23 protein-coding genes and 4 pseudogenes are annotated in these 23,804 nt (G+C 68.6%); 17 read left to right on the forward strand and 10 right to left on the reverse strand.

The window, feature by feature from the left end; translation table 11 throughout:
- The first annotated feature begins 40 nt into the window (after positions 1-40).
- Together KUM49_RS34675 and KUM49_RS34680 are read left to right on the forward strand one after the other, a co-directional pair.
- Positions 41-670, forward strand: coding sequence for a ScbR family autoregulator-binding transcription factor (locus KUM49_RS34675; protein WP_217240934.1), 630 nt, complete (start codon positions 41-43; stop codon positions 668-670).
- Positions 671-718: 48 nt separating this feature from the next.
- Positions 719-1,732, forward strand: coding sequence for an aldo/keto reductase (locus tag KUM49_RS34680; protein WP_217240935.1), 1,014 nt, complete (start codon positions 719-721; stop codon positions 1,730-1,732).
- A 61-nt stretch (positions 1,733-1,793) separates the two neighbouring features.
- Here the strand turns inward: KUM49_RS34680 and KUM49_RS49980 are convergent, their stop codons facing one another.
- Complete coding sequence (locus tag KUM49_RS49980) at positions 1,794-1,928, reverse strand: hypothetical protein (RefSeq protein ID WP_302185529.1); 135 nt, start codon at positions 1,926-1,928, stop codon at positions 1,794-1,796.
- 279 nt (positions 1,929-2,207) lie between these two features.
- The gene (locus tag KUM49_RS34685) at positions 2,208-2,480 is read right to left on the reverse strand and encodes an alpha/beta fold hydrolase (RefSeq protein ID WP_217240936.1); all 273 of its coding nucleotides are present in this window, start codon (positions 2,478-2,480) and stop codon (positions 2,208-2,210) included.
- Positions 2,481-2,850: 370 nt separating this feature from the next.
- Here KUM49_RS34685 and KUM49_RS34690 point away from each other — a divergent pair, with 370 nt between their 5' ends.
- The 8 genes and pseudogenes from KUM49_RS34690 (at position 2,851) to KUM49_RS34725 (ending at position 12,014) form a co-directional block, all read left to right on the forward strand.
- On the forward strand, positions 2,851-3,498 hold the full coding sequence (locus KUM49_RS34690) for a choice-of-anchor M domain-containing protein (RefSeq protein WP_217240937.1): 648 nt from the start codon (positions 2,851-2,853) through the stop codon (positions 3,496-3,498).
- Complete coding sequence (locus KUM49_RS34695) at positions 3,498-5,306, forward strand: choice-of-anchor M domain-containing protein (protein WP_217240938.1); 1,809 nt, start codon at positions 3,498-3,500, stop codon at positions 5,304-5,306. The genes KUM49_RS34690 and KUM49_RS34695 overlap by 1 nt, the downstream gene beginning before the upstream one ends.
- Positions 5,264-6,796 carry an anchored repeat ABC transporter, substrate-binding protein gene (locus KUM49_RS34700; protein ID WP_217240939.1) on the forward strand — a complete coding sequence of 511 codons (1,533 nt, stop codon included), beginning with the start codon at positions 5,264-5,266 and terminating at the stop codon, positions 6,794-6,796. Before KUM49_RS34695 ends, KUM49_RS34700 begins: the two co-directional genes overlap by 43 nt.
- 5 nt (positions 6,797-6,801) lie before the next feature.
- Entirely contained in the window at positions 6,802-8,346 is a 1,545-nt protein-coding gene (locus KUM49_RS34705) for a TIGR03773 family transporter-associated surface protein (protein ID WP_217240940.1), read from the forward strand.
- A complete protein-coding gene (locus KUM49_RS34710; protein ID WP_217240941.1) occupies positions 8,339-9,094 on the forward strand; it encodes an anchored repeat-type ABC transporter ATP-binding subunit in 756 nt (251 codons plus the stop codon). Before KUM49_RS34705 ends, KUM49_RS34710 begins: the two co-directional genes overlap by 8 nt.
- Positions 9,091-9,969, forward strand: a complete 879-nt coding sequence (locus KUM49_RS34715) for an anchored repeat-type ABC transporter permease subunit (RefSeq protein WP_308406900.1) — start codon at positions 9,091-9,093, stop codon at positions 9,967-9,969. Before KUM49_RS34710 ends, KUM49_RS34715 begins: the two co-directional genes overlap by 4 nt.
- A 134-nt stretch (positions 9,970-10,103) precedes the next feature.
- Entirely contained in the window at positions 10,104-10,928 is an 825-nt protein-coding gene (locus KUM49_RS34720) for a class I SAM-dependent methyltransferase (RefSeq protein ID WP_217240942.1), read from the forward strand.
- Positions 10,929-11,138: 210 nt separating this feature from the next.
- Positions 11,139-12,014, forward strand: a pseudogene (locus tag KUM49_RS34725) (IS5 family transposase).
- Here KUM49_RS34725 and KUM49_RS34730 read toward each other — a convergent pair.
- The 3 genes from KUM49_RS34730 to KUM49_RS34740 form a co-directional block, all read right to left on the reverse strand.
- Entirely contained in the window at positions 12,005-12,466 is a 462-nt protein-coding gene (locus KUM49_RS34730) for a hypothetical protein (protein ID WP_217240943.1), read from the reverse strand. The pseudogene KUM49_RS34725 and the gene KUM49_RS34730 overlap by 10 nt on opposite strands.
- Positions 12,467-12,724: 258 nt before the next feature.
- Positions 12,725-13,435 carry an AAA family ATPase gene (locus tag KUM49_RS34735; RefSeq protein WP_217240944.1) on the reverse strand — a complete coding sequence of 237 codons (711 nt, stop codon included), beginning with the start codon at positions 13,433-13,435 and terminating at the stop codon, positions 12,725-12,727.
- 254 nt (positions 13,436-13,689) lie between these two features.
- Positions 13,690-14,064, reverse strand: a complete 375-nt coding sequence (locus KUM49_RS34740; protein WP_217240972.1) for an HAD family hydrolase — start codon at positions 14,062-14,064, stop codon at positions 13,690-13,692.
- A 602-nt stretch (positions 14,065-14,666) separates the two neighbouring features.
- Here KUM49_RS34740 and KUM49_RS34745 point away from each other — a divergent pair.
- Positions 14,667-15,179, forward strand: a complete 513-nt coding sequence (locus tag KUM49_RS34745) for an NUDIX domain-containing protein (protein WP_217240945.1) — start codon at positions 14,667-14,669, stop codon at positions 15,177-15,179.
- An 85-nt stretch (positions 15,180-15,264) separates the two neighbouring features.
- On the opposite strand, the pseudogene KUM49_RS50405 reads toward KUM49_RS34745, so the two are convergent.
- The 4 genes and pseudogenes from KUM49_RS50405 to KUM49_RS34765 form a co-directional block, all read right to left on the reverse strand.
- Positions 15,265-15,399: pseudogene (locus KUM49_RS50405) on the reverse strand (transposase); the annotation flags it as partial.
- A 52-nt stretch (positions 15,400-15,451) separates the two neighbouring features.
- Positions 15,452-15,586, reverse strand: a complete 135-nt coding sequence (locus KUM49_RS34755) for an alpha/beta hydrolase (RefSeq protein WP_374200236.1) — start codon at positions 15,584-15,586, stop codon at positions 15,452-15,454.
- 327 nt (positions 15,587-15,913) lie between these two features.
- A complete protein-coding gene (locus tag KUM49_RS34760) occupies positions 15,914-16,201 on the reverse strand; it encodes an antibiotic biosynthesis monooxygenase (protein ID WP_217240946.1) in 288 nt (95 codons plus the stop codon).
- A gap of 111 nt (positions 16,202-16,312) precedes the next feature.
- Entirely contained in the window at positions 16,313-16,792 is a 480-nt protein-coding gene (locus tag KUM49_RS34765; RefSeq protein WP_217240947.1) for a carboxymuconolactone decarboxylase family protein, read from the reverse strand.
- A 181-nt stretch (positions 16,793-16,973) separates the two neighbouring features.
- Here KUM49_RS34765 and KUM49_RS34770 point away from each other — a divergent pair, with 181 nt between their 5' ends.
- A complete protein-coding gene (locus tag KUM49_RS34770) occupies positions 16,974-17,906 on the forward strand; it encodes an RNA polymerase sigma-70 factor (RefSeq protein WP_217240948.1) in 933 nt (310 codons plus the stop codon).
- Positions 17,907-18,635: 729 nt separating this feature from the next.
- The gene (locus tag KUM49_RS34775; protein ID WP_217240949.1) at positions 18,636-19,178 is read left to right on the forward strand and encodes a GNAT family N-acetyltransferase; all 543 of its coding nucleotides are present in this window, start codon (positions 18,636-18,638) and stop codon (positions 19,176-19,178) included.
- Between the two features lie 203 nt (positions 19,179-19,381).
- Here the strand turns inward: KUM49_RS34775 and KUM49_RS34780 are convergent, their stop codons facing one another.
- Positions 19,382-19,855, reverse strand: coding sequence for a GNAT family N-acetyltransferase (locus tag KUM49_RS34780; RefSeq protein WP_217240950.1), 474 nt, complete (start codon positions 19,853-19,855; stop codon positions 19,382-19,384).
- Positions 19,856-20,724: 869 nt separating this feature from the next.
- Between KUM49_RS34780 and KUM49_RS34785 the strand changes: the two genes are divergently transcribed.
- From KUM49_RS34785 to KUM49_RS34800, 4 genes and pseudogenes are all read left to right on the forward strand, one after another.
- A complete protein-coding gene (locus KUM49_RS34785) occupies positions 20,725-21,117 on the forward strand; it encodes an SgcJ/EcaC family oxidoreductase (RefSeq protein WP_151484518.1) in 393 nt (130 codons plus the stop codon).
- A 49-nt stretch (positions 21,118-21,166) separates the two neighbouring features.
- Positions 21,167-22,091: pseudogene (locus tag KUM49_RS34790) on the forward strand (IS5 family transposase).
- Between the two features lie 63 nt (positions 22,092-22,154).
- A complete protein-coding gene (locus KUM49_RS34795) occupies positions 22,155-22,724 on the forward strand; it encodes a hypothetical protein (RefSeq protein WP_217240951.1) in 570 nt (189 codons plus the stop codon).
- 634 nt (positions 22,725-23,358) lie between these two features.
- Positions 23,359-23,684: pseudogene (locus tag KUM49_RS34800) on the forward strand (transposase); the annotation flags it as partial.
- Between the last annotated feature and the right edge of the window lie 120 nt (positions 23,685-23,804).

Consider the following 23,804-nt stretch of genomic DNA (forward strand, 5'->3'; position numbering starts at 1 on the left):
ATGCGCGCCAGGCACCGCCGAAGCGTACGGAAGAGGAATCATGAGCAAGCATCTCCGGACACCCGCCCGAGCCAAGGCCGCCCCGCGGGAACTCAAGCAGGAACGGGCCAGCCGCACCCGGAGGCAGCTCCTCGACGCCGCCGCCACGGCCTTCGCCGACAAAGGATTTCCCGCCGTCACGCTCCAGGACATCGCCGACCTCGCCGAGGTGACCAAAGGGGCCGTCTACTTTCATTTCATGAACAAGGAGGCGGTGGCCGTCGCGGTCACCGAGGAGTTCTACACACAGCTGCCCGCCATTGGCGAATCGGTCACGGCCAGGCAGCTCCCGCCGCTCGACGCGGTCGCCGAACTGCTCCTGCAGACCGCGATCGCCCTGCGGGACAACCCGGTGATGCAGGCCGGCGCCCGGCTGCAGATCGAGCGGAACCTGGTCAACGCCGACATGCCGACGCCGTTCAGCGAGTTCACCCAGCTCATCACCGAGCTACTGGCACGGGCCCTGGACGAGGGCACTTTGCGGCCCACCACCGACATCGCCTCCATGGCCCGGGTCCTCGCCGCCGCGTTCTTCGGCACCCAGCACATCTCCTGGGTCCAGCACAATCGTGAGGATCTCACGGACCGTGTACAGGAGATCATCGACGTCGTCCTCCCCCGCCACACCTGACATTCGCGCCCTCCCGGCCACCCACCGCCGCACAAGGAGAGCCTGCCCATGTCTGCCCTCACCCTCCCGGCCGTTCCCCTCGGCACCAGCGGCCCGTCAGTAGGCGCCCAGGGCCTGGGCTGCATGGGCTTCAGCGAGTTCTACGGACCCAGCGCACCGGCCCAGGCGCAGGAAACACTGCGGGCCGCCCTCGACGCGGGTGTCACCATGTTCGACACCGCCGACCTGTACGGACACGGCGAGAACGAGGTGCTCCTCGGCCCCTTCGTCCGCGCCCACCGCGAACGGGTCTTCCTTGCCACGAAGTTCGGCATCGTGCGCCAGCCGGGCCAGCGGACCTGGAACCGTGTCCGCGGCGACCGCGCCTACGTTCGCCAGTGCGTCGACGCGAGCCTGAAGCGCCTCGGTATCGACACGATCGACCTGTACTACGCGCACCGCCGCGACCCCTCGGTCCCCCTGGAGGAGACGGTCGGCGCGATGGCGGAGCTCGTCCAGGAGGGCAAGGTCCACCACTTGGGGCTCTGCGAGGTGACCGGCCCCGAACTGCGCGCGGCTCACGCCGTCCACCCGATCACCGCGCTGCAGTCCGAGTGGTCGCTCTTCAGCCGCGACGTCGAGACATCGGCGGTCCCCGCGGCCGCGGAACTCGGCGTGGCGTTCGTCGCGTACTCGCCCCTCGGCCGTGGCCTGCTCACCGGCGCGCTCCCCGACAGCAGCGAACTGAACGCCGACGACGCCCGGTTGACGATGCCCCGGTTCACCGGCGAGCACGCTCACACCAACTACGCGCTCCTCGAGACCGTCCGCGCGATCGCCGCGGACCACGCCGCAACCCCCGCACAGATCGCGCTGGCCTGGCTGCACCGACAATCCCACGTCCACAGCCTCACCGTCCTGCCCATACCCGGCTCCCGCAGGTCCGCCCGTCTGCGGGAGAACGCCGCCGCGGCGGCGCTCGCCCTGTCCGCGGCCGAACTCGCCGCGCTCGAACCGCTGGCGGCGCAGGTGGCCGGCGCCCGCTACGCGGACATGAGCAACACGGCGGCGGCCCGCGAATGACCCGCGGGCCCCGGCCGCGGCGTGCCACGCGCCGGCTCCCGGTCAGGGCCGCGCATCAGCATCACGCGCTCCCGCCAGCCGGCGGCAGCGCCCCGAGGACCGCTGCGAGACCGCCCGGATCACGGCGGGCGATGTTGTGGCCGGCGGGATTCTCCCGCACCCGCCGGCCCGAGGTGTGGCGCAGCCGTTCGGTCACGGCTACGAACAGGCTGCCTGGCCACGGGCCACCGCTGATGAACATGCGGTCGACCGCGCGTTCGGGGCCGCTCAGCAGCCTGAGCGACTGCAGGAAGCTCGCCAGCGGGTGTGGTCGCGCGCGGGTCGGCCCGCGAGGGGACCGCCACCCAGCGGCCGTCGCCGCGGGCACCGGCCATGAACAGGTACCGGAACCGGTCACTGGTCACTGGTCAGCGAACAGTACGAATCACCGTCCTTTGGGACGTAAACATCGATGAAGACGAGCTGATCGCTGGTGTCACGGGCGGTCAACAAGCCCGCCCGTGACACCAGCGATCACCATCCCTCCGTAACTGTGCCCGCACAGCGCGAGGGGACCTTCACCGCCGCAGCCGATGATCCCGGCCAACTGGTCGATGTGGGTGTCGAGATTCGGCGGCCGGTCACGTCGACCGGACCAGTCCGACTCCGGCCCCGCCAGGGTCACCGCCTCGACCTGGTGACCGTCGCGGGGCAACTCGGCCGCCACCGCGTCGAATGCCCACCCGCCCTGCCAACCACCTGGCACCATCACGCACTCCACCGCGTCGCAGCGGCGGGAGCCCCTGCCTGCGGCGGTGGCTGAGCCATGTCTCGAACTGATCCTCACCCTCCTCGTCGCCCCGGCGGCCGCCGCGGCCCGGGTCACGGCCTCACCGGTGCTGCCCGTGCTGAGCCTGGTGTGCTGTAGTGACGCCGCTCGTGCCGTCGGCGAACGGTGGTCGGCGCGTGTGCTCCCTCGGTCCCGCATCCGGTCGGGGTTCGCCTCCAACTCCCCTGCGCCTGCTCGGCCGTTCACGCCCCCGGACATCACCGCAATCGCATTGCCAATCGTTTATGAAAACGATTATCGTCTTTTGTTGTGCCCGAGGGGGCATGAACATGACCCATGGGGGTTTCTCTTGCGTACCCGCAGACGCCTGCTGACCGTCACCGGCATCGCCGCCGCCGCGCTCGCCACGGCCGGTCTCAACACCTCCGCCTTCGCCGCCACCACCCTGAGCAGCGGCCACGTCGACGTCCTCGACGCCGAGTGGGACGGCGCCGACCTGCACCTCCACGTCCACGACGAGGAGGCCGACACGGAGTACGAGCCCGCCGACGTGACCTTGTCGGTACCGGCAGCCGCGAAGGTCACCAACCCGGGCTACGGCTTCCTCGGTTCCGGCAGCCAGATCTGGCTGCTGCCCGACACCGAGGCCGAGGCCGACGCGGCTGGGGTGCTCTTCCCGGGCATCTCCACCGAGCACCTCACCACCGGAATCCTCGCCAACAACAACGTCACGTACACCCTGGTCAGCGCCACCCGCAACGGCGCGGTCACCGAAGACTTCAGCATCTACGCGGGCAGCGGAAGCCGCTGGTTCGACAGCAACACCGCCACCACCAGCTTCAAGTCCCGGACCTTCGCCGTTGCCACCCACAACCACGCCAACTGGGCCTTCGAAGAGGCCGGGACCTATGAACTGAAGTTCAGGGTCTCCGGCACGGTGAACGGTGCTCTCGAGTCGTCCGCCACCGAGACCTACACCGTCGTCGTCAGCTCGTGATGCGGGCCCTGACGCGCGACAGACGCGCCTTCACCGCCGCAGCCCTGGCCGCGGCGACCGCGGTGCTCGTGGGCGCGGCAGGGCTGGCCGCCGCCGGTGGCAGCGGGAACGCCCGCGCCGCCGGCGGTGTCGTCGTCCTGGACGAGGGTGAGCTCGACTTCACGCCCCGACTGGCCGACGGAAAGCTCCAGTTGCAGATCGACGACCGCAGTGGCGACGCGAGGGTCGTGCGCGAGCCGTCCCAGGTGGTGCTGCACGCTCCGGCGTCCTCCCTGCAGTACACCCCGGACCCGGTGGCCACGGCGCTCGGCACGACCACCATGGACTCCTGGCAGCTGGGCGGCTGGGAGGCGGAGAACATCTTCGCGCCGGAGCCGGGCTGGAACGGCTCCGCGGCAGGAGGCAGCACCGAGGTCACACTGTCCGGGTACGAAGGTCCTGGGGACTTCGGCCTGGCCATGTACACCCGCGAGATGGACAACGAGGACGCTCCGGCGATCCCGTATCTCGGCAGCGTCGAGTCCGTTCAGCGCAGCTTCACGCTGCCTGGCGACGAGGAACGGCTGCTGCCCATCTGGCAGTTCACCGCAGAGGGCGTCCACCGGCTCACCTTCACCGTGACGATCGGCGGTTCCTCGGACACCGAGACCCTCGCCGTGGTTGTCGGCGACGACGTCGACCCGTCGACCGTCCTGCCCGGTGACGGCTCCACTCCCCCGGCTTCCCCGACGGATTCGCCGACCGGCTCGGCGAGCGCGAGCCCGTCACCCTCCGCCCCGGCCGCGCATGTCATCGCCGAGGGCCACGTCGACCTGGCGGCCCGCCCGGCAGACGGCGACCTGGAGTTCCAGGTCAAGGAAGGCACTGAGCTCAACCACAAGTGGTACGAGCCGGGCGAGGTCGTCCTGCAGGTACGGCCCGCCGCCAAGCGGAAGATCCCGGAGGGGTACGAATTCCTCGGAGCCCCGGGCGACGCGGTGTGGTGGGTGCCGCTGCAGCAGAACGCCGGCATCGTGTGGCCGGGCTGGAACACCACGGAGTTCGCCAAGGCGGACCTCGACGACCGCGTCTCCTTCCGGCTGGACTCCGTGCAGGGCCCCGGAAACATCGCGATGTTCCACAACGGCGCGATGGGCGACCCGGTCGTCTCGCTCAACAGCGGTGACGGGCTGCCCGACAGCCACACCCTCGGTGCCGGCACGCACAGCCACTTCGACTGGGTGTTCGGCGCCGAGGGTGTCTACCGCACCACCTTCACCGTCAGCGCGACGCTCGCCGACGGCACGAAGGTCAGCGACACGGAGACCATCGCCTGGGTGGTCGGGGACGACACGGATCCGTCGACCGTGACGCCGGGTGAAGGGGACGAACCGACGGCGACGCCAACGGCCACCCACTCGGAGTCGGACTCCGCGACGCCGACCACGACCGCGTCCCCGTCGGCGACCGCGTCCGACTCTCCGAGCGCCTCGGCCCCGGCGACAGACCCTGGCGACGGCTCGTCCGGTACCGGCGGAGGTTCGTCGACGGGCGGCGGAGGTAGCAGTGGCACTTCGGTGTCCGGCGGGCTTGCCTCCACGGGTGTGCAGGTCGGCACGATCGCCGGCGTCGCTGTGGCCGCTGTGCTCATGGGTGGCGGCGCGGTGCTGTTCGTACGACGTCGCCGTCCCGCCCAGTGGAAGCACCGCGTACGGCGGACCGGCGCCTGGCAGCGACCCGGTCCGTCGTACGCGGCATTGTCGTGTTCGAGAGAAGGAGGAGCCCCATGCGGGGCCACCCCAGACGCACCATCACCACCGTCGCGCTGATCGCGGCGAGCGCGTTACTGTCCGGGTGCAGCGGGCTTCAAGCCGGTTCGTCCGATGCCGAATTGACGGTGTCGACGACCACCGCGGTCATCGCCGACCTCGTCGAGCAGGTCGGAGGTGACCGCGTCGCGGTCACCTCGATCGTGCCGCACCACGGCGACCCGCACTCCTACGAGCCGAGCCCCGGCGACGCGGCCGAGGTCGCCAAGGCCGACATCGTGTTCAGCAACGGCCTGCTGCTCGAAGAGCCCGGGATCATGAAGATGGTCCACACCAACGCCCGGAAGTCCGCCCCGAAGATCGAGATCGCCGAGAAGCTGGAGGAGTACGGCGGCACGGTCATGAAGCTGGAGGAGGACCTCGGGCTCGACGTGCTCTGGCTCGGCTGGGCCGTCGAGGGCGAGGTGGCGGGAGACGGTTCCCAGGTCCGTACGACCGCCACGAAGCTGGAGGGGCCCGGCGAGCTGCGTGTCTATCTCACCGACACACTCGGCAAGCCCAAGGTGTACGTCGACTCCGCTGACGGCCTCGACGACGCCGACTCCTTCACCCTGCCGCCCGAGGCGCACACCCACGTCAACTGGGCGTTCAGCAAGCCCGGTACCTACCGCCTGACCGTCCAGGGACAGACCGAGACACTCGACGGGAAGACCGCGGAGATCGGCAGCGGCACCTTCACCTTCACCGTCGGCGACGCCGAGGCGCCCGAGGGAGCCACCGTCCTCGACGGCGGGCACGCCGACGTCGCGCTCAACGCCGAGACCGGGAAGGTATACGTCCGCGCCGACGACGACAAGAGCGGCGAGCCGGCGCGCCTCGCGGCCGACGACGTGGTGCTCAACGTGCCCGACCGGGCCAAGGCGGCGATACCGAAGGAGGAGCCGTATTCCTTCCTCGGCAAGGCGGGCGACCCGCTGTGGGTGCTGCCGCAGGCTGTCATCGGCAAGCACGTGCACGGCGACATGGATCCGCACGCATGGGCGGACGTCGCCAACGCCGAGGCGTACGTCCGGCGGATCGAGACCGAGCTGATCAAGGCGGACCCGGCAGGGAAGGCGACATACGAGAAGAACGCCGCCGCTTATCTGAAGACGCTCGGGGCTCTCGACGAGGAGGTCGCGAAGAAGCTCGCGACGGTACCGGAGCAGAATCGCAAGCTGATCACCACGCACGACGCCTTCGGCTACCTCGCGAAGGCGTATGGCATGGAGATCGCGGGCTTCGTGGTGCCCGTACCGAACCAGGAGCCGAGCGCGGCCGAGGTCGAGGATCTCGGCAACACCATCCGGGACAAGCAGGTCCCGTCCGTGTTCCTGGAGCCGAACCTCGCGGCGCGCGCCGACGTGCTGCGCCGGGTCGCGGAGGACGAGGGGGTCGGGATCTGCACGATCTACGGCGACTCGTTCGACGACAAGGTTGACGACTACGTATCGATGATGCGGCACAACGCGACCGAGCTCGCCAAGTGCCTGGGGGAGGACGCCCGATGAGGGGCTTGCGGAAGGTTCAACGGGTCGCCGTGGCGGTGGTACTCGCAGCCACCCTGACAGGGGGTGGGGTCGCCGTCGCGGACGACGGTACGGCAGCAGGGCCCGGACTTGGCCGGATCGCCTACGTGGACGGGGCGTTGACCCTGGATCCGGCGGACGGCGCCCATGTGATTGAGCTCGGCAGGGCGGGCGTACCGGACGCATCGGCGCCCGGGTGGGACACCACCGGCGTACCCGAGGGCGCGGTGGCTGGGGACACCGTGCGGTGGTCGCTGACCGGGCTCGACGGCCCGGGTGATCTGAAGGTGTACTCGGCCGAGGACGCGGAGGAAGGCGACACCGCCGAGGACGCGCTGCTGTTCGACAGCGCGGACAACCTGCCGGACGAGCACACGCTCCCGGCGGGCCAAGCAGGCGAGACGCGCTGGGAGTTCACCCAAGACGGCACCTACCAGGTCATCTTCTCCGCAGAGGCCAAGGCGGCTGACGGGCGGGAGTTGTCCGTCGGGACCGTGTACACGGTGGTGGTCGGGGACACGACGGACGGGAACGACACAGCCACCGAGGAACCGGTCGCCGAGGAGACCCCCACCCAGGAAACCCCCGAGAAGGCGCAGACCCCGACGGCGGCAGGGAAAGCTGTGACGGAGGCGGCCGCAGCCGAACGGCGCACCGCTCTGGCCGCCACCACGGCTGCCACCGACGTCGTGTCCGAGAGGAAGGTCCTCGATGAGGGCCACGTCGACTTCGCCGCCCGCATCGTCGACGACAAGCTGCAGATCCACCTCAAGGACGGCACGGTCTCGGGGAAGACCACCTGGCGTGAGCCCTCCTCCGTGGTCCTGCACGTCAAACCCGCGGCCAAGAACACGCTGCCGGACAACGACGACTTCGCGTTCCTCGGCCAGGGCGGCGACCCGGTGTGGCTGCTCGACCAGGTCCAGCAGGAGGGACTGCTGTGGCCCGGCTGGTCGACGGACAACATCAAGGCCGGGGCGACCGAGGGAGGCGTGGAGTTCTCACTCACCAAGGTCGACGGTCCGGGGGCCTACGCCCTCTACACGTACGACGCGATGTCGGGCGCCAACGTCCTGTTCAACAGCAAGGACGGGGTGCCGGACGCCTTCGACGTCGCACAGAACACCCACGCGCACGGCGGATGGGCGTTTACCAAGGAAGGGACGTACCGGCTCACCTTCAAGATGAGCGGCACGCTCGCAAACGGCACGAAGGTCTCCGACACCGAGACGGTGACGTTCGTGATCGGCGACACCGACCTCGGCACGGTGACGCCTGGCGACGGCTCCGGCAAGGGAAACTCCGGGACGTCACGGACGCCGGGGACGTCTGGATCCTCGTCCTCGGACACGGCAGGTTCCGCGTCCGACTCCAACTCCACGGGCGGCTCTTCGACGGACGACACCGACGGCACGATGGCCTCCACCGGCGCCGGTCAGGCCGTACTCCTGGGATCGGCCGCCGCAGCACTCACCGCCGTGGGCGCCGCGTCCTTCCTGGCCGCCCGACGCAGGAGGACCGTACATGGCTGACAGCCTGACCGAGGGCGCGGGACCGCTGCTGCGGGTCACGGGCGCGACCGTCCTCCTCGGCGGCAGGACAGCCCTGGAGAAAGCCGACCTGACCGTCGACGCAGGTGAACTGGTCGGCCTCATCGGCCCGAACGGCGCCGGAAAGACGACCCTCCTGCGCGCCGCCCTCGGGCTCGTGCCACTGGCCGCAGGCGAGGTGACCGTCGAAGGACGCAGTGGGCGGCGGGCCGGGCAGCGCATCGGCTACGTACCCCAACGGCACGAGTTCGCCTGGGACTTCCCCATCGACATCGCGGGCGCGGTCCTCACCGGCCGCACCCGGCAGATGGGCTGGCTGCGCCGGCCGGGCGCGGCGGACCGGGCGGCGGTGGACGAGGCGCTGGAGCTGACCGGACTCGGGGACCTGCGTCGGCGGCCCGTCGGTGAGCTGTCCGGTGGCCAGAGGCAGCGGGTCCTGATGGCCCGCGCGCTGGCCGCCGGCCCGCGCATCCTGCTCCTCGACGAGCCGTTCACCGGAGTCGACGTCCCCACCCAGGACCTGTTGAACGAGTTGTTCGGCCGGCTGGCCGCCGAAGGCAGAGCGCTGCTGATGACCACCCACGACCTGGCGGCCGCCGCCCGTACCTGCCACCGGGTGGCGCTGATCAACCGCACGGTCGTCGCCGAGGGTGGCCCCGAACTCCTCGCCGACCCCGACCAGATGCTGCGGGCGTTCGGCTTGGACCGCGCGATCGGAGCCGCAGCGTGATCGAGTTCCTCGCGGACCCCTGGCAACTGCCCTTCATGCAGAGGGCGTTCGCCGTCGCCGCGGTCATCGGCCTGGTGTGCGGAGTGGTGGGCGTGTACGTAGTGCTGCGCGGCATGGCGTTCATCGGCGACGCGGTGGCCCACTCTGCCTTCCCCGGTGTCGCGCTCGCCTACGCCTTCGAGGGCAACCTCCTGCTCGGCGGCGCCGCGGCCGGCATCACCACGGCCGTGCTGATCGCATTCGTCTCCCAGAACAGGCGGCTCAAGGAGGACACCGTCATCGGCGTCTTCTTCGCCTTCGCCTTCGGCCTCGGCATCGTCCTGGTCTCCACGCGCGACAGCTGGACGACCGACCTGTCCTCCTTCCTCTTCGGTCAGGTCCTCGCGGTCAGCGCGGCGGACGTGTGGACCGTGGCCGCCATCGGGACCGTCCTGATCCTCGTCGTGCTGGCGATCGGCAAGGAACTGGTCGCCGTCAGCCTGGACCGGGAGGCGGCACGCGCCGCCGGGCTGCCGGTGTTCCGCCTCGACCTGGTCCTTTACGTGCTCGTCACCACGACGATCGTGATGTCACTGGAGGCGGTCGGCAACATCCTCGTCCTCGCCCTTCTCATCACACCCGCCGCCACCGCCCGCATGCTCACCGAACGCCTGTGGGCGATGACTCTGCTGGCCTCCCTCATCGGCTGCACCGGCAGCGTGGCGGGCCTGTACGTCTCGTACACCTACGACCTGGCCGCGGGCGGCTCCGTGGTCGTGGTCCTCACCGCCCTGTTCGCCCTCACCTGGTGTCTGGCACCCCGCCACGGCCTGATCGCGAAACTCGTCCGACGCCCGGACCCCACTGCCGCGGTCCCCGTGCACGCCGGACGATGACGGCCCACGAGCGGCCCCGCGCACCTTGCGGGGTTGCTCGTCGCGGTCGCCACACAGGTGCGGGTGCCGCGTGGCTCCGGCCACTGCCCGTGGGTGCGACGGACGCACGGCCGACAGTTGGAGAAAGGACACAGATGGCGAAGACCACCACGAGTGAGGCCGACCGCGCCGAGCAAGGGCTCGGCTATGCCGTTAACGGCCCCTACTACGACGTGATTTTCCCCGCGGCGGTGCGGGCCTCGCTCACGGACGCCCTGAGGCGGCTGGTGTCCGGATCCCGCGCGATTGCCGAGATCGGCCCTGGCACAGGGGTCTTCACGGAGACCCTCCTGGAGTTGCTCGGGCCGGACGGTGAGATCTTCGCGATCGAGCCGACGCGCATCATGCGCACCGCCCTGGTGACGCGGCTGTCCCGCATACCGGCCGCCGCCCACACGGTGACCGTACTGCCCGAGGACGCGCTGACAGCCGAAGTGGACCTACCGCTGGACGCCGTGGTGCTGTTCAACATGATCATGCACTTCCCGCCGGAGCAGCGTATCCGGCTCTGGCGCAGGTGGGCCGCCGCGCTCCGCCCCGGCGGCCTGCTGATCACGGAGTCGCAGCACCCCCAGACAGCGACCGCCGTCCCGCCGTCTGTGATCCCCGGGGGCACGCTGGGACGGCACCGCTACGACACCCTCGCGCGGGCGGACGTCGTGGGCGAGGACCTGATCCGCTGGGCGATGACCTACCGGACCTGGCGCGGCGAGAAACTGATTCGGGAAGAGACCGCCAAGTTCGACTGCCATGTCGTCTCCGACGAGGCACTGGCCGCCGAGCTGTCGGCGGTGGGGCTCGAACGTCACCCGGCCGCGCCCGAAGGCATCCAGGCATGGCGGCGTCCGCCCTGCTCGCCGACTGCCCCGGCCACCGAGAGGCCGGCGGCGAACGCGCCCTCAACGCCGCCCAGGCGGTAACCGAAGCGTGCACACATCGGCTGGACCCTCCCGGTGCCTCCCACCGCTCGACGACGTCCTAGCCGCCAACCCGCGCAGCGATTGTTCAACCCACGGCTGCCGGAACCGCCGAGCGTGGCCGAGACGGCCGGCGCGTAGGCGCAACAGAAAGCCCCCGCTCTGGAGGTCCGGGCGGGGGCTTCTTCTATGTCAGGTCGACGAGTGTGAGGGTTGGTAGTGATCACTGATGCGATGTGGGACCGGATCGAGCCGCTGATGCCGGCCGATCCGGTCCGCGGACGCCGGTGGGCCGATCACCGCCGCACGCTCGAGGCCATCGCGTGGAAGTACCGCACCAGCTCGCCCTGGCGGGACCTTCCCGAAGAGCTCGGCTCGTTCCAGACCGCTCACCATCGGCTGATCAGATGGGCCGTCGACGGCACGTGGGAGAAGATCCTCGCCACCGTTCTGGCGGCAGCGGATGCCGTCGACGACATTGGCTGGACCGTGTCGGTCGACTCCACCATCATCCGGGCCCACCAGCACGCCGCCGGAGCCAGGAAAAGGGGGCGCCGGTCCGATCCGAACCTGTCGATCACGCCCTCGGACGCTCTCGCGGCGGCCTGAGCACGAAGGCACCTGGCCAGCGACAGCAGGGCACGGCCCCTGGCCCTCCACGTCACAGCAGGCCAGACAGGTGACGCTCCTGCCTTCGAGACGGTCATGGCCAGGATCCGGGCGCCGCAAAGCAGGCCCGGCAGACCAAGAACCCGCCCCGAGACCGTCCTCGCGGACCGCGCCTACTCCTCGTGCGATCAGTGGCCATCTCCGCCGTCGCGGCATCCGGGCCGTCATTCCGCGGCCCGTCAACCAGGTCGAAAACCGCCTGCGGCGCGGTTCCGCCGGAGGCCGCCCGTCCGGCTTCGATGCCGAGGCATACAAGCAGCGCAACGCTGTCGAACGATGCAGCAACCGCCCAAGCAGTGGCGCGGCCTGGCCATGCGAACGGACAAGCTCCCCATCGCCTACCAGGCCGCGCTCCATCTCGCCGCCATCCTCATCTGGACGCGACGCTGCCGACCCCGAAGAGAGGGCCCTCAGTCGTAGAAGAACAGCTCAAGATCCTCGACGGTGCCTGGCCCGGTCAGGAAGCTCTCGGCCTGGGAAACCTCATCTTCTCGTGGCAGTCGGCCCATGCGAAGCTGTTTCATCCACATCTCGCCCTGCTCGCCGATCGCATAGATCCCGGACAGCAGCTCGGCCATGCCCGCGGGGCGCGTCGGTCTGTGTCCGACGACGGAGCGGAGTTCCCACCCGCCTGCCCGGGCGGCCAGCCGGAGCACACCGGCCCAGTTAGAGATCCGCCCGATACGTACGTGCCACGAGTCCTCTGTGAATGGCGCCAGTCGACCGCTGTGCAGGGCATTGGTGGCAGCCCTGATGTCCGCAATCACCTGCCGTTCCACGGCATCGCGAACCCAGCGCCCCTCCTGCGACTCCTCGATGGCCGCGGACCACCACGCCCATGCGCCGTCCAGCCTGGCTGTGAACGCATCCATGCCGACAGGTTTCCATGAGCGCCGTTGCCGGCCTTCAGAGGGAGGCCGATCACCCCAAGGACCAACCGTTCAAGGAGACAGGCTCTAGCCACCGGCCCGCCGTGTACCCGGCCAGGTGAAGCCCGCCCGGGCGCTCTCGTGGGCCACGTGCCGATCGTCGCGCGGAGCCCGGTGCAGGTCTCCGGGGCGGGCAAGAACTCCGGCCGGGTCTCGCCTGACGGGTACGTTGCCCCCCGTGACAGTTGAGGGGAGACCGCCCTACGGTTCGACGATGTGCCGCAGATAGGCGTGCGGGTCGGCGAGATAGCGGCGCCAGTGATCCACGATGCCGAGCTCCCGCCAGGCGACCCTCCGTATGCCGTGTTCGCCGACCTCGAGGATGTCCGCGCCTGGCAGGGCAGTCAGCAAGGGTGAATGCGTGGCACAGATGACCTGGCCGCCCTCCTTGGCCAACCGGTCGATGTGCCCGATCAGTTCCAGGCACGACGAGAAGGAGAGCGCCGCCTCCGGCTCGTCGAGAACATAGAGCCCGGCGTGGAGGAACTTGCCGCGGAATGCCGCGAGAAAGCCCTCGCCATGGCTGACCGAGTCCGGCGAGAACCCCTCCCTGTCCAGGGCGTCCACCGCGGTCTCGGCCCTCAGGAAGAAGCCCTTGCGGGCCGACCAGCTGGTGACCATACGGCGCCCGCGCGAGGCCGCGTCGAATTTCATCCGCTCGCCGAGCACCGACTTGCCACGCGGGGAGGCGTAGCGCCAGTCGTGGGAGCCGCCATAGGAGTCCAGACCGAACCCCTCCGCCAGCGCCTCGACCAGGGTGGACTTCCCCGAGCCGTTCTCACCGACCAGAAAGGTCACCGGCGCGGTGAAGCGCAGCCCTTCGTTGAGCAGCTGCCGGACGCAAGGCACGGACCAGGGCCAGGCGTCCTCGTCGTACGAGGAGAGATGGGCATACGCGCGTTCGACAATCACTCGGACAGTGTCGCCCAGGACTCGGACGACGTACGTGCCCCCATGTCGTCGGGACCAGCACCTCGTGCTCGTTGCTGCCATGCGTCCGGTCGGTCGCGCAGCCGTTCCCATGTGTTACTAGGCGGCGCTGAAAATACCGATGAGTGCGGCATTGAACGTGCCGATGAGGTGACTATGAGAAGGCCCTGCTGGGACGTCCCAGCGGGGCGATGGTCGGCGAGGTGTCGCTGTGGTCGGCAAGGTGCCGGTGGGGTTCAACGGGTGAGGGCGTCTGGGAGTTCGCGGAGGGAGCGGATGACGCGGATACTGCCGTTGGCCGCGTTGCCGGAGTTGCTGTTCGCCCGGTCGAGCCAGTAGGCGTGCAGCCCCGCGTCGTGGGCCCGCACGGCGTCGAGCGTGTACTTGTCTCCGACGTAGGCCACTTCGCGGGGTGGGAGGCCGAGCGCCGTGCAGCCCGCGAGGAAGATGCTCGGTGCGGGCTTGGCGGCGCCGTGCTGGTCGGAGCAGATGAGCGCGTTGTCGAAGTAGGGGCAGCAGGCCGATGGCGTGGAGTTTGTCGCGCTGGTGGTCGTCGGATGAGCTGGAGACGATCCCGAGGCGGTAGTCCGGTGCGAGTTTCCTGAGGACAGGCTCGGCGTCGGGAAATGCCGCCCAAGCGGCGTTGCGGTGGGCCTCGTAGCTGGCGAACCAGGCTAAGGCTTCGTGGTCCGGCATGCATGAGGTGTTCTGCCCGAGGTGGGAGAGGAATCGGCGGGTTTCGTTCAAGCCGCTGTTCGGTGAAAGTGAGCTCGCCGTTGAGGAAGCGTTCAGCCCAGTGTGGCCGGCCAGGGTACGTACCTCTGCGCCGGTGACGAGATTCCACATTCGGACAGTGGAGTCGGTACTGGTGGTGGCGGTGGAAACCGTTTTTGGCATGGGTGAGCCTCCCACGAGTGCGGTGGGGAGTCCGTCGCCGACCGCCTCGCTCACGGACGCGCGGGCGGCGGCCTCGTCGACCAGGTTCTTTTCATGAGGCTCTTCGGCACCACCGAACAGACCGCCATGCGCTACGTCTCTGCGGCGTATCCAGAGTGGACGGCCCGACTGCCCCGCTGACTTGAGCCTGAGCACGATAGGTGTCGCATTTGCACGACAACTGGTCGTCATACGCGTCCGGCCTCCCGGTGCAGGTTCTCCTGGGTCGGCCTCCACGGGGCTCCGAGAAGCGGCGTTGTCACTGGGAGCTGCCAGAGTGTGCGACGTGGACGAACTGGTGGAGCGTGTCGACGATCAAGATCGTGTGCTGGGGGTGGTGGTCAGCCGCCGACAGGCCATCAGGGAGGGTTGGCTGCACCGGGTCGCCGTGACGTTGTGTCGTGATGAGCGTGGGCGGTTCCTCCTTCACCGGCGGTCGGAGCAGCTGTCGCGCTTCCCCGGGCTCTACGAGGTCGTGGTCGGTGGCGCCGTGGATGTCGGTGAGTCCTATGAAGAGGCCGCCGCGCGGGAACTGGCCGAAGAGCTGGGCATTCGTGTGCGGCCGCGCTTGCTGTTCACGTTCCTCAACCGCAGCGGTTTGAGCCCTCACTGGCTCGGCGTGCACGAAGCCGTGGTGCCGGACGCCGTGGCCGCCGATCCTGATGAGGTCGCCTGGCATGGCTGGCTGACGGGGCCGGAGCTGCGGTCGGCCCTGCTGGAGTGGCGCTTCACCCCCGACAGCCACGAAGCCTTCAGCCAGTATCTCGCGTTCCGGACCGCGCACTCCTGACCTTGCCCGCTTTTCGGGCTGGGGTGCCTGCTTGCGGCCAACTTGCCTGCAAAAGCACGGAACACGTCAACAACGATGCGAATAAGCCGCCTGTCCTGAACCGCCCGATCACTCCCTGGAACTGATCCCGCAGCCGCTCCGGGTACGGACCGTACTCGCCAATCGGCAGGAACGGCTCGATCAGCTTCCACTGGTCGTCGGTAACTTGTCTGCGCGTCACGATCGTCTTCCTACCGGATCCGCCTTCCAGGCGGATCCGGATCGGCGAGTTGTCAGGACGGCACGGCGGGGCAGCTGGTGCCCCGTGATGGGACTGTCAGGTCGGTGAGGTAGCTGTCCACGGCGTCCTCCATACATGGGCCGCTGGTGACGCTGCCGTGGCCGTGGCCCTCGTAGGTGAGGAGCACGCCGCTGCGGCCGAGCTTGGGTGTGGGTGATGGTGACGCCGCGGTGGGCGACAGCGGCCAGGTCGACTGTCGGTGCCCGCCCCGGCTCGGCCGATCACCCGGAGCCGGTTGGTCAGTGCTGGATCGGTCACTGCTGCCAGGAACGCTGGGCGCAACGGGACGCCGGCCCGGGACTTCACCGCGTGATAGCGAGCCCGCCGCGTATGGTCTCGGCTAGTACGCCGCCCGATCATGCAGCAGTCCCGATCACTTCTCTCCATGGCCAGTAGGGAGCACGCGCACCCTGCAAGGTGGATTCCGGGTTCGTGGAGACGATGACGATCGGGGTCAGTGCACGCTGACCGCGACCTCGCCGCTATAGGTCTCCCGGGTGTTGACGATGGGCGGGGGCAGTTGCCCGGCCGCTTCACGCATCTTGTTCATGCCGTCGAGGAAGGTGTGCTGTGAGGTCCAGTGCTGGGTCACGACGACCGTCTCCTCATCAGCCTTCATCACGTCGAACGAGATGAAGCCGCTCTGTTCGCGCAGCGCCGCCGCGGTGCTCTCGGCTCGGCGCACCTCCTCGGTCACGTTGGCCGGGTCCAGCTTGAAGATGGCCACCACCTGGTAGGTCATCTGACGATTCCTTTCGTAAGAATGCGACGGTGCGAAGCCTTGTCGTCTGTGTCATGCACGGTCCGGCCCGGAGGGAACGGGTCCTGGGGCGGGCCAGGTTTGGCCTGGCGGTCAGCTCGACGTACTGGCGAACATGCCGGGCTCGTAGGAGCCTCCCGGGTTGTGCACGATCACGTTCATCCGGGTGGCCGCGTTGATCAGGGCGATCAGGCAGACCAGCGCGCCGACCTGGTCGTCGTCGTAGTGCTTGCGCACCTCGGCCCAGGTCTCGTCGGACACGCCGTGGTCGCCGAGCCGGGTGCCTTCCTCGGCGAGCGCCAGTGCGGCGCGCTCGGCCTCGGTGAACACGGTGCTGTGCTGCCAGGCGGCGACCAGGTTGAGCCGGAGCGCGGTCTCACCGGCGGCTGCGGCCTCCTTGGTGTGGACGTCGACGCAGAAACCGCAGCCGTTGATCTGGCCGACCCGCAACTCCACCAGTTCACGCAGGGTCTTCGGCAGCGTCGACCCCTTCAGGGCCAACGAGGTGTTGTAGAACCGCTTGGCGACCTTCGCGGCGGTCGGGCTGTCGAACAGGTTGAAACGGGGTTCCATGACGCCGTCCTCACTTGTGGTGTTGCGTGCCGCTGCACTGGACGAACACAAGATGCCGACCGCTCGGGCCTTGTGACGGCGCGGTGATGTGGCGTGCGTCACTGGCCGCGCGTGTCACAAAGCGGTGGGGGCCGGCGTCTGGTGTACGGCACAGTCGACAGCGAACGGGCAGGAGCCGACGATGGACGACCGAACCACGAGCGACTGGACAAGGGACACCTCCGAGCCGGTAGCTCGTGGCGACCGCATGGACAGCGCCACGCAGGCGTTCGTCGCCCACCGCAACCTGCTGTTCACCGTCGCCTACGAGATGCTCGGCTCGGCCGCCGACGCCGAGGACGTCCTGCAGGAGACCTGGTTACGGTGGGCGGGCGTCGATCCCGACACCGTGCGGGACCAGCGCGCGTACCTGGTCCGGATCACCACCCGTCAAGCGCTGAGCCATCTGCGCACGCTCAGCCGGCGCAAGGAGACCTACGTCGGCCCCTGGCTGCCCGAGCCGCTGCTCACCGCACCCGACCTGGCCGAGGACGTCGACCTGGCCGACAGCGTCTCCATGGCAATGCTGCTGGTGCTGGAGACGCTGACCCCGACCGAACGGGCGGTGTTCGTCCTGCGCGACGTATTCGACCTCGGGTACGACGAGATCGCCGAAGCCGTCGACAAGAGCCCGGCCGCCGTCCGCCAGATCGCCCACCGGGCACGGGCCCACGTCACCGCGCGCCGACCGCGCGGGGTCACTTCCCCTGCTGAGACCCGACGCACCGTCAAGGCGTTCCAGCGCGCGGTTGAAACGGGCGACCTGCAACGCCTGCTCGACATCCTCGCGCCGGACGTCGTCCTGCTGACCGACGGCGGCGGAGTCGTGCAGGCCGCCCTCGCGCCCGTCGTGGGAGCCGACCAGGTGGCCCAGGTGCTGGGCAGGGTCGCCGCCGCGATGTCGCTGCAGCCGACACAGGTCAACGGCGACCCGGCGCTGATCGTCCGCCTGGGCGCCCAGATCGACACCATCTTGGCGATCCGCATCGACGACGGCCTCATCACCGGGCTCTACGCCGTCCGCAATCCCGAGAAGCTGGCGCATCTGGAACGGGAGACCACCTTGCGCCGCTAGGCCCAATGACTGGGCCATCCGCCTCTCGAAATGCGGCGGCGCGAGCGGCCGGTCGCCCTGTGGCTCCTCGGCGCCCTCGGGGCGTGGATCGGCGTCGGGCGTCGGAGCCGCGGCGGTCGGCGGTGAGCCGGGGACCACAGGCAGGACAGGCGAGGAACGGGCAGACAAGGCGGGGCGCAGCAGCCGACTCGGGGATGACGGTGCCAGTGCCCCGCCCTCCGGCGGCCATTCTGCGCTGACCGGGTGATGTCTGGGCCCGGCAGCGCGCGGCTCCGCCATCGCGCGCGAGACGGCAGAGGGGCGCCCTGATCCCCTCGCCCGCGCCGCACACACCCCCCTTCCTTTCCTGGCGTCCGGGACGAGCGCGGGTGGCGTAGAAGAATGGCCCTGGCCCGACCACAGCCGGACCAGCATGGTCACCTGGAGGGTTTTCGGGTGGGTGAAGTCGGTGTCGACGTCGCTCGCGACACCTCCGACAGGCGGCGACATCCCGCACGCTGCCACCGCGCCCGCCCCGACCTCTCCCCCGGCGACGTCCCCATATGACGGCGCCGCCGCACTGACGGCGGCCGGGCGCGTCGGCCTCGGCCCACGCGCAGCCGGCGAGCGTGCCCGATCCCCGGCTGCGCCCGCGCCGCCCATCCCGCCCTCTTCTCCTCAGCTTGGGGCGTGGATCGAAAATGCCTGGTGATGATGACGGAGAGCCCCTGTGCGATCCAGAATGATGGGATGGTCACCCTTGAGACTTCACGTTTAATCTTGCGTCGCTGGCGCGAGGAAGACGTTGCGCCCATGGCTGCCATCAATGCCGACCCCGAGGTCATGCGGTGGATCCGTGACGGCAGCGTCCGTGACGCACAGCAGACTCGCGACGGGGTCCAGGCGTGGGAGAGCGAGTGGGAGTCACAGGGCTTCGGCCTGTTCGCCGTGGAGATCCGGTCCACTGGCGAACTGGCCGGGTTCACCGGCCTTTCGGTGCCCAACTTCTTGCCGGAGGTACTGCTGGCGGTTGAAGTCGGCTGGCGGCTGGGACGTTCCCACTGGGGGCAGGGCTTGGCCACCGAGGCCGCTGCGGCCGCTGTACGGTTCGGGTTCGATGAGCGAGGGCTGGAGCGGATCGTCAGCATCACTCAAGTGGGCAACGACGCCTCAGAACGGATCATGACCAAACTGGGGATGCATCTGGCCCGCGAGACCGTCAATCCCACCTGCGGTCGGCGCGTACGGGTATTCGAGCTGTCGTCGGACCAGTACGTCACAACCACTCGTTGATGGCGGCAGCGAGGACGGTAGCCTCGTAGCGGACCACGATTTCGTCGTACCTGGTGGCCACAGCTCGATGTCTCTTGAGGGCGATTGACGCCGCACTCGATCACGTGCCGGGCCATGTAGTCCTCTGGGTCGAACTTCGGTGGCCGGCCACCGCTGGACCCCCCGGCCTGGCTGGGGAGCAATTGCCAGCGACAGAAGGTTGGTCAGGGCCACGAGATGTTGAGCGGCAGATCTCGGTGGAAGACGGCCATAGCCAGGCCAGGGCCGTTGTAGTCGTCGACGGTCTTCGCATCGAAACCCAGGCTGCGATGGAAGGCGATCGAGCCGGTGTTCTCGATTGACGTGATCGCCTTCAACTGCTGTGCACCATGACGTTCTGCTGCTTCAGCGAACGCCGAATACAGACGACGCCCGAGACCGGTGCCACGGACGTCGTCCCGTGTGGCGATCAGATGCACGTACCCGGTGCCGTCTGGGGTGACGAACCCGAAGATGTACCCACGGATTCCGTCCTCGGCACGGGCAACCAAGCAGGTGGAACCGAACTCCTGCACCAGTGCCAGAAGGTGCAGGGACCGGAGATCGCGTCCGCCCCAGTATCGGGTGTGATCAGTCAGGACCCGGTGGAAGTCGGCCACCCCGGCTGGTGCGATGTGTATGTCCATGATGGCGATCATGGCAGGCGCCTCAGAGCAGCTACGAGACAGGTTCTGGCACCGCTTGGCGGTGTAGCTGCGGGCCTCGCGCAAATCGTCCACGGTGTCTGCGGCTTTTGGAAAACCCCATCGGCCCGGGCAGGCTGCGGCGGGGACTCCGGGCCAACCGGGCCGGACCCGCGCAGCCGTCAGCCTCGTCGGCGGAACAGGCCGCTTCCGCCCCCGCAAAACCGACACCGGCCGCCGTGCCGTCACCGGAAGGATCAGAAGTGCCGTTCTCTAGACAGTGGAGCGGAGCGGGGTGTACCGCCCCATGACAGCCGTACTACTACAGCAAACGCCCCCACGGCAGCGACCACGCTCTTACTCAACGTCCGACCAGCGAAGACACCCGGCCTGACATACCGTCACTGACACCAACCCACTGACACCAACCCGGCACATCACAGGATCGGAGCTCGAGATCAGACGGAGGCCGTGTTCACGTCCCCGGATCCCCACACGGGCGATCACATTCGGGGCACCGCTCGAGGCCATCATGTGATCAGCCCCGGGCCGCTCGGGTGTCCAGCGGACAGCGAAAGATGGTAATCAACCAGATCGCCGGGCGCTTGAGCCGGAATCGCGTCCGTCCAGAACTTCAATGTCGGTGATAGGGGTCCGGGAGGTATCCAAGCTCAGCCGGATGATGTCCAGGCCACCGCGTTCGAGTTGGATCATCGAAGAACCCGACGAAACGGGTGGCGCGGTCAGCAGGTTGATGCAAGTTGCGGTACATGTGCACGGGCCGCAGTAGGGCCGGTCAGCGACCCCTTCGGCTAGGACCTGTCTGCGCGGTCTCGCGGCTGGACCTTGACCTCAAGTTGACTTGAGGTTCCAGAGTGATCTGCATGGATACTGAAACCGCAGATATCAAGGCCATCGAACAGGTCGTCACCACTGTCGAGCGCGCTCAGCGCGCCAAAGACGTCGAGGGGTTCCTCGCACTCTTCCACCCCGACGCCCTCTGGACGACCGGCCACGGCAAGGTCCTGATCGGCTTCGATGCGATCGCGGAGTTCACCCGCGCCGTGCTGCCCGCAGCCAGCTGGGACGGTGAAATCACTTACGAGGCAGTGCACACGCAATTCCTGCGGCCCGACGTGGCGGCCGTCAAGGTTCGGCAGGTCTACCACTCGCCAGAGGGCGACACGGAAGGCGCTCCGCTCTACGTCATGACCAAGCAGGATGACGGGAGGTGGCTGCTGCACGCATGCCAGAACACCGAAGTCCGGGTCGAATAGAACCCGATCGACCACGTGACTGGTCCATGTTCGGATCGTTGTCCTGAGCATGACGCGGGGTGGTCTGACAGCGGCGGAGTGGGAACGGCTGCGGCCGTTCCTGCCGGTGAGCAATGGACGTTGTGGCCGGTGGCGGGATCACCGGCCGGTGATCGACGGGATTCTCCACTGGGTGCGGACCGGCGGGCAGTGGCGGGATCTGCCCGAGCGGTTCGGCCCGTGGAAGACGGTCTATGAGCGCCATCGGCTGTGGTCGGCCGACGGCACGAGGGAACGCCTGCTGCGGCAGGTCCAGGCCGCAGCCGACGCCGCTGGTGAAACCGACTGGGACAGCGCGGTGGGCTCCACCATCGTGCGAGCCCATCAGCACGCGGCCGGTGCCCGGTCCGACCCGCCGCCGGCGCCCGCGTCAAAGGGGGCCGAAGCGGCAGAACATCAGGGCGAAACACCGTGGCAAAGCCTGCTCGCCCGGCTGGCGGAGGTGGTGCAGGAGGTGAGGGACTGGGCCGCTCGCGGGGCGGGTTCACCAGCAAACTCCACCTGAGCGCCGACGGCCGTTGTCGCCCGCTGTCCTTGGTCATCACGCCGGGGCAGCGGGTGCACTGCACCCAGTTCCAGACGGTGCTGGCAAAGATCTGCGGGTCGGTTCGGGACGGCCTCGCACGAAGCCCGACAGCCTCGCCGCCGACAAGGGATACAGCAACGGCCCGTGCTACGAGTCTCTGCGGCGTCGGGGCATCCGGCACACGATCCCGGAGAAGCCCGACAGTCAGGCCGCCCGCCTGCGCAAAGGCTCATCCGGCGGGCGGCCATCCGGCTTCGACGAGGAGCGGTACAAGAAACGCAAGACCGTGGAACGGGCGATCAACCGACTCAAGCAGTCCCAAGCGGTGGCCAGGCGGTACGACGAGCGCGGTTACCTCTTCCTTGGCACCGTCACCGCCGCGTCGCTTGCCATATGGCTCCGGTCCTGACAAATGCGAGGCAGGTCAGAACCCGCTCGGACCGGTCTGTGAGTGCCGTCTTATGGTTCCGAAATGAGTAACTCTGCTGCGGCTGCTGTCCTCACCACCACCGACCTGCCCGAAGCCATACGTGCGGTGCGTACCTTGCTGGGCATGGCAGACCTCGGTCAGGGAGAGGTCGACTTCGAAGCCGTGATCAGGTCGCCGGATGTCCTGGCGCAAGTACGTCACGTACTGCCCGACCTCGAATGGTGGGCGTCGGCCGGCGAGGAGCGCGGTTCGTCGGAGGGCGGCGACAACCCTGCGGACTGCCTGCCGATCCAAGTGTTCGACTGGGGTCGTTCGCTGGACCGAGCTGAGCCCTTCATCGCCGCTCTGGGGCCAGATCCCGCGGCTGTTCGGTGGGATCTGCACGCATGGCCTGCGGTTCCCGAAGCGGGACTGGAGGCGATCTCGCAGAAGTACGCGTACCTCACGCTGACAGTGAACTCCCGGGACCTCTATCAGGACGAGCCGTCGCAGGACCACACCATCCACGTACACGTCCGGAACCGGAACGGCGACCAGATCGCCCGCGTCCACTGGCTCGCCGATCAAGTGGGTGGCCGGTTCACAGGCAGGGTGGAGGTGGCGCCTCTGTAACCCCTCAGCAAACAGGCAAGGCCGCCGTCTCCATCTGCCTCTGCCTCTGCCTCTGCCTCTGCCTCTGCCTCTGCCTCTGCCTCTGCCTCTGCCTCTGCCTCTGCCTCTGCCTCTGCCACATGATCGGCCGGACACGTCCCAGCGGTTCGCCCTCAGCACGCAGCAGTTCAGCTATCTCGGTAGCAAGTGCTGGGAACGCATCCGCCAGTTGTGGATACAGCCCGTCTGTCACCAACGCACGAGCGATACTCCACCTCACATACGACAAGGAGGGCGGTGACGGCGCCGCAGGGAAGCTGTTGCCGGCCGCGACGGCGGCACCTGCTACGGGAATGGCCCCCTGGGCCTGTTTCAGGTGCGACTTCCTTGCCCAGGTCGCTGGCTCCGGGCACACGGTGAGCCGGCCGCAGTCAGCGTCGTGCCGACGTGGCAGGCGAGGTCGGGATCGATGGCCTCCCACTCGCCGGCAAAGCCGCCTCGCAGCCACCTTGCTGTAGCAGTTGATGCACGTGAGCCCGTGCGGCGGCCCGGGCTTGAGTGAGGGACGGGGCGCGCGCAAAAGAGGCGGTTCAGCGCGTGCGTGGGATGACGAGTCCGGTGCCCGGGTAGCCGCCGTCGGCGATCGTGAGCGTCTTGCCGCCCCAACCACCAGGTCGTCATCGACGCCGACACCCGCCTGGTCGTTCGTGGTCGGCCGGCCGCTCGCCGGCAACCGCAACGACTGCAAGGCGTGGGAGGAGTCCGGCCAAGGCCGCTGTCGCCGCGAGCGTGGCCAGGCAGAACTCCCGGACTGGAAAGAGGAACACAACAGGTCCCACAAGCAGGTCCGCGCCCGCGTTGAGCACGTCTTCGCCCGCATGAAGACCTGGAATCCTCCGCGACTGCCGCCTTAAAGGCGACGGCATCCATCACGCCATGCTCGGCATCGCCCGGATGCACAACCTTGCCCTCGCCGGCTAGATCAGAGAGCCGTGCGGCGGCCAACCCTGCCCGAGCCGATACAGGGATCATTTATGCGCCATCCCTTGGCCCAGCACGGACGGTCTGACGGAGTCTCACGGCCCCATTCCCCTCAAATGC

The sequence above is a fragment of the Streptomyces sp. AC555_RSS877 genome, assembly GCF_019049245.1.
GTDB lineage: Bacteria > Actinomycetota > Actinomycetes > Streptomycetales > Streptomycetaceae > Streptomyces.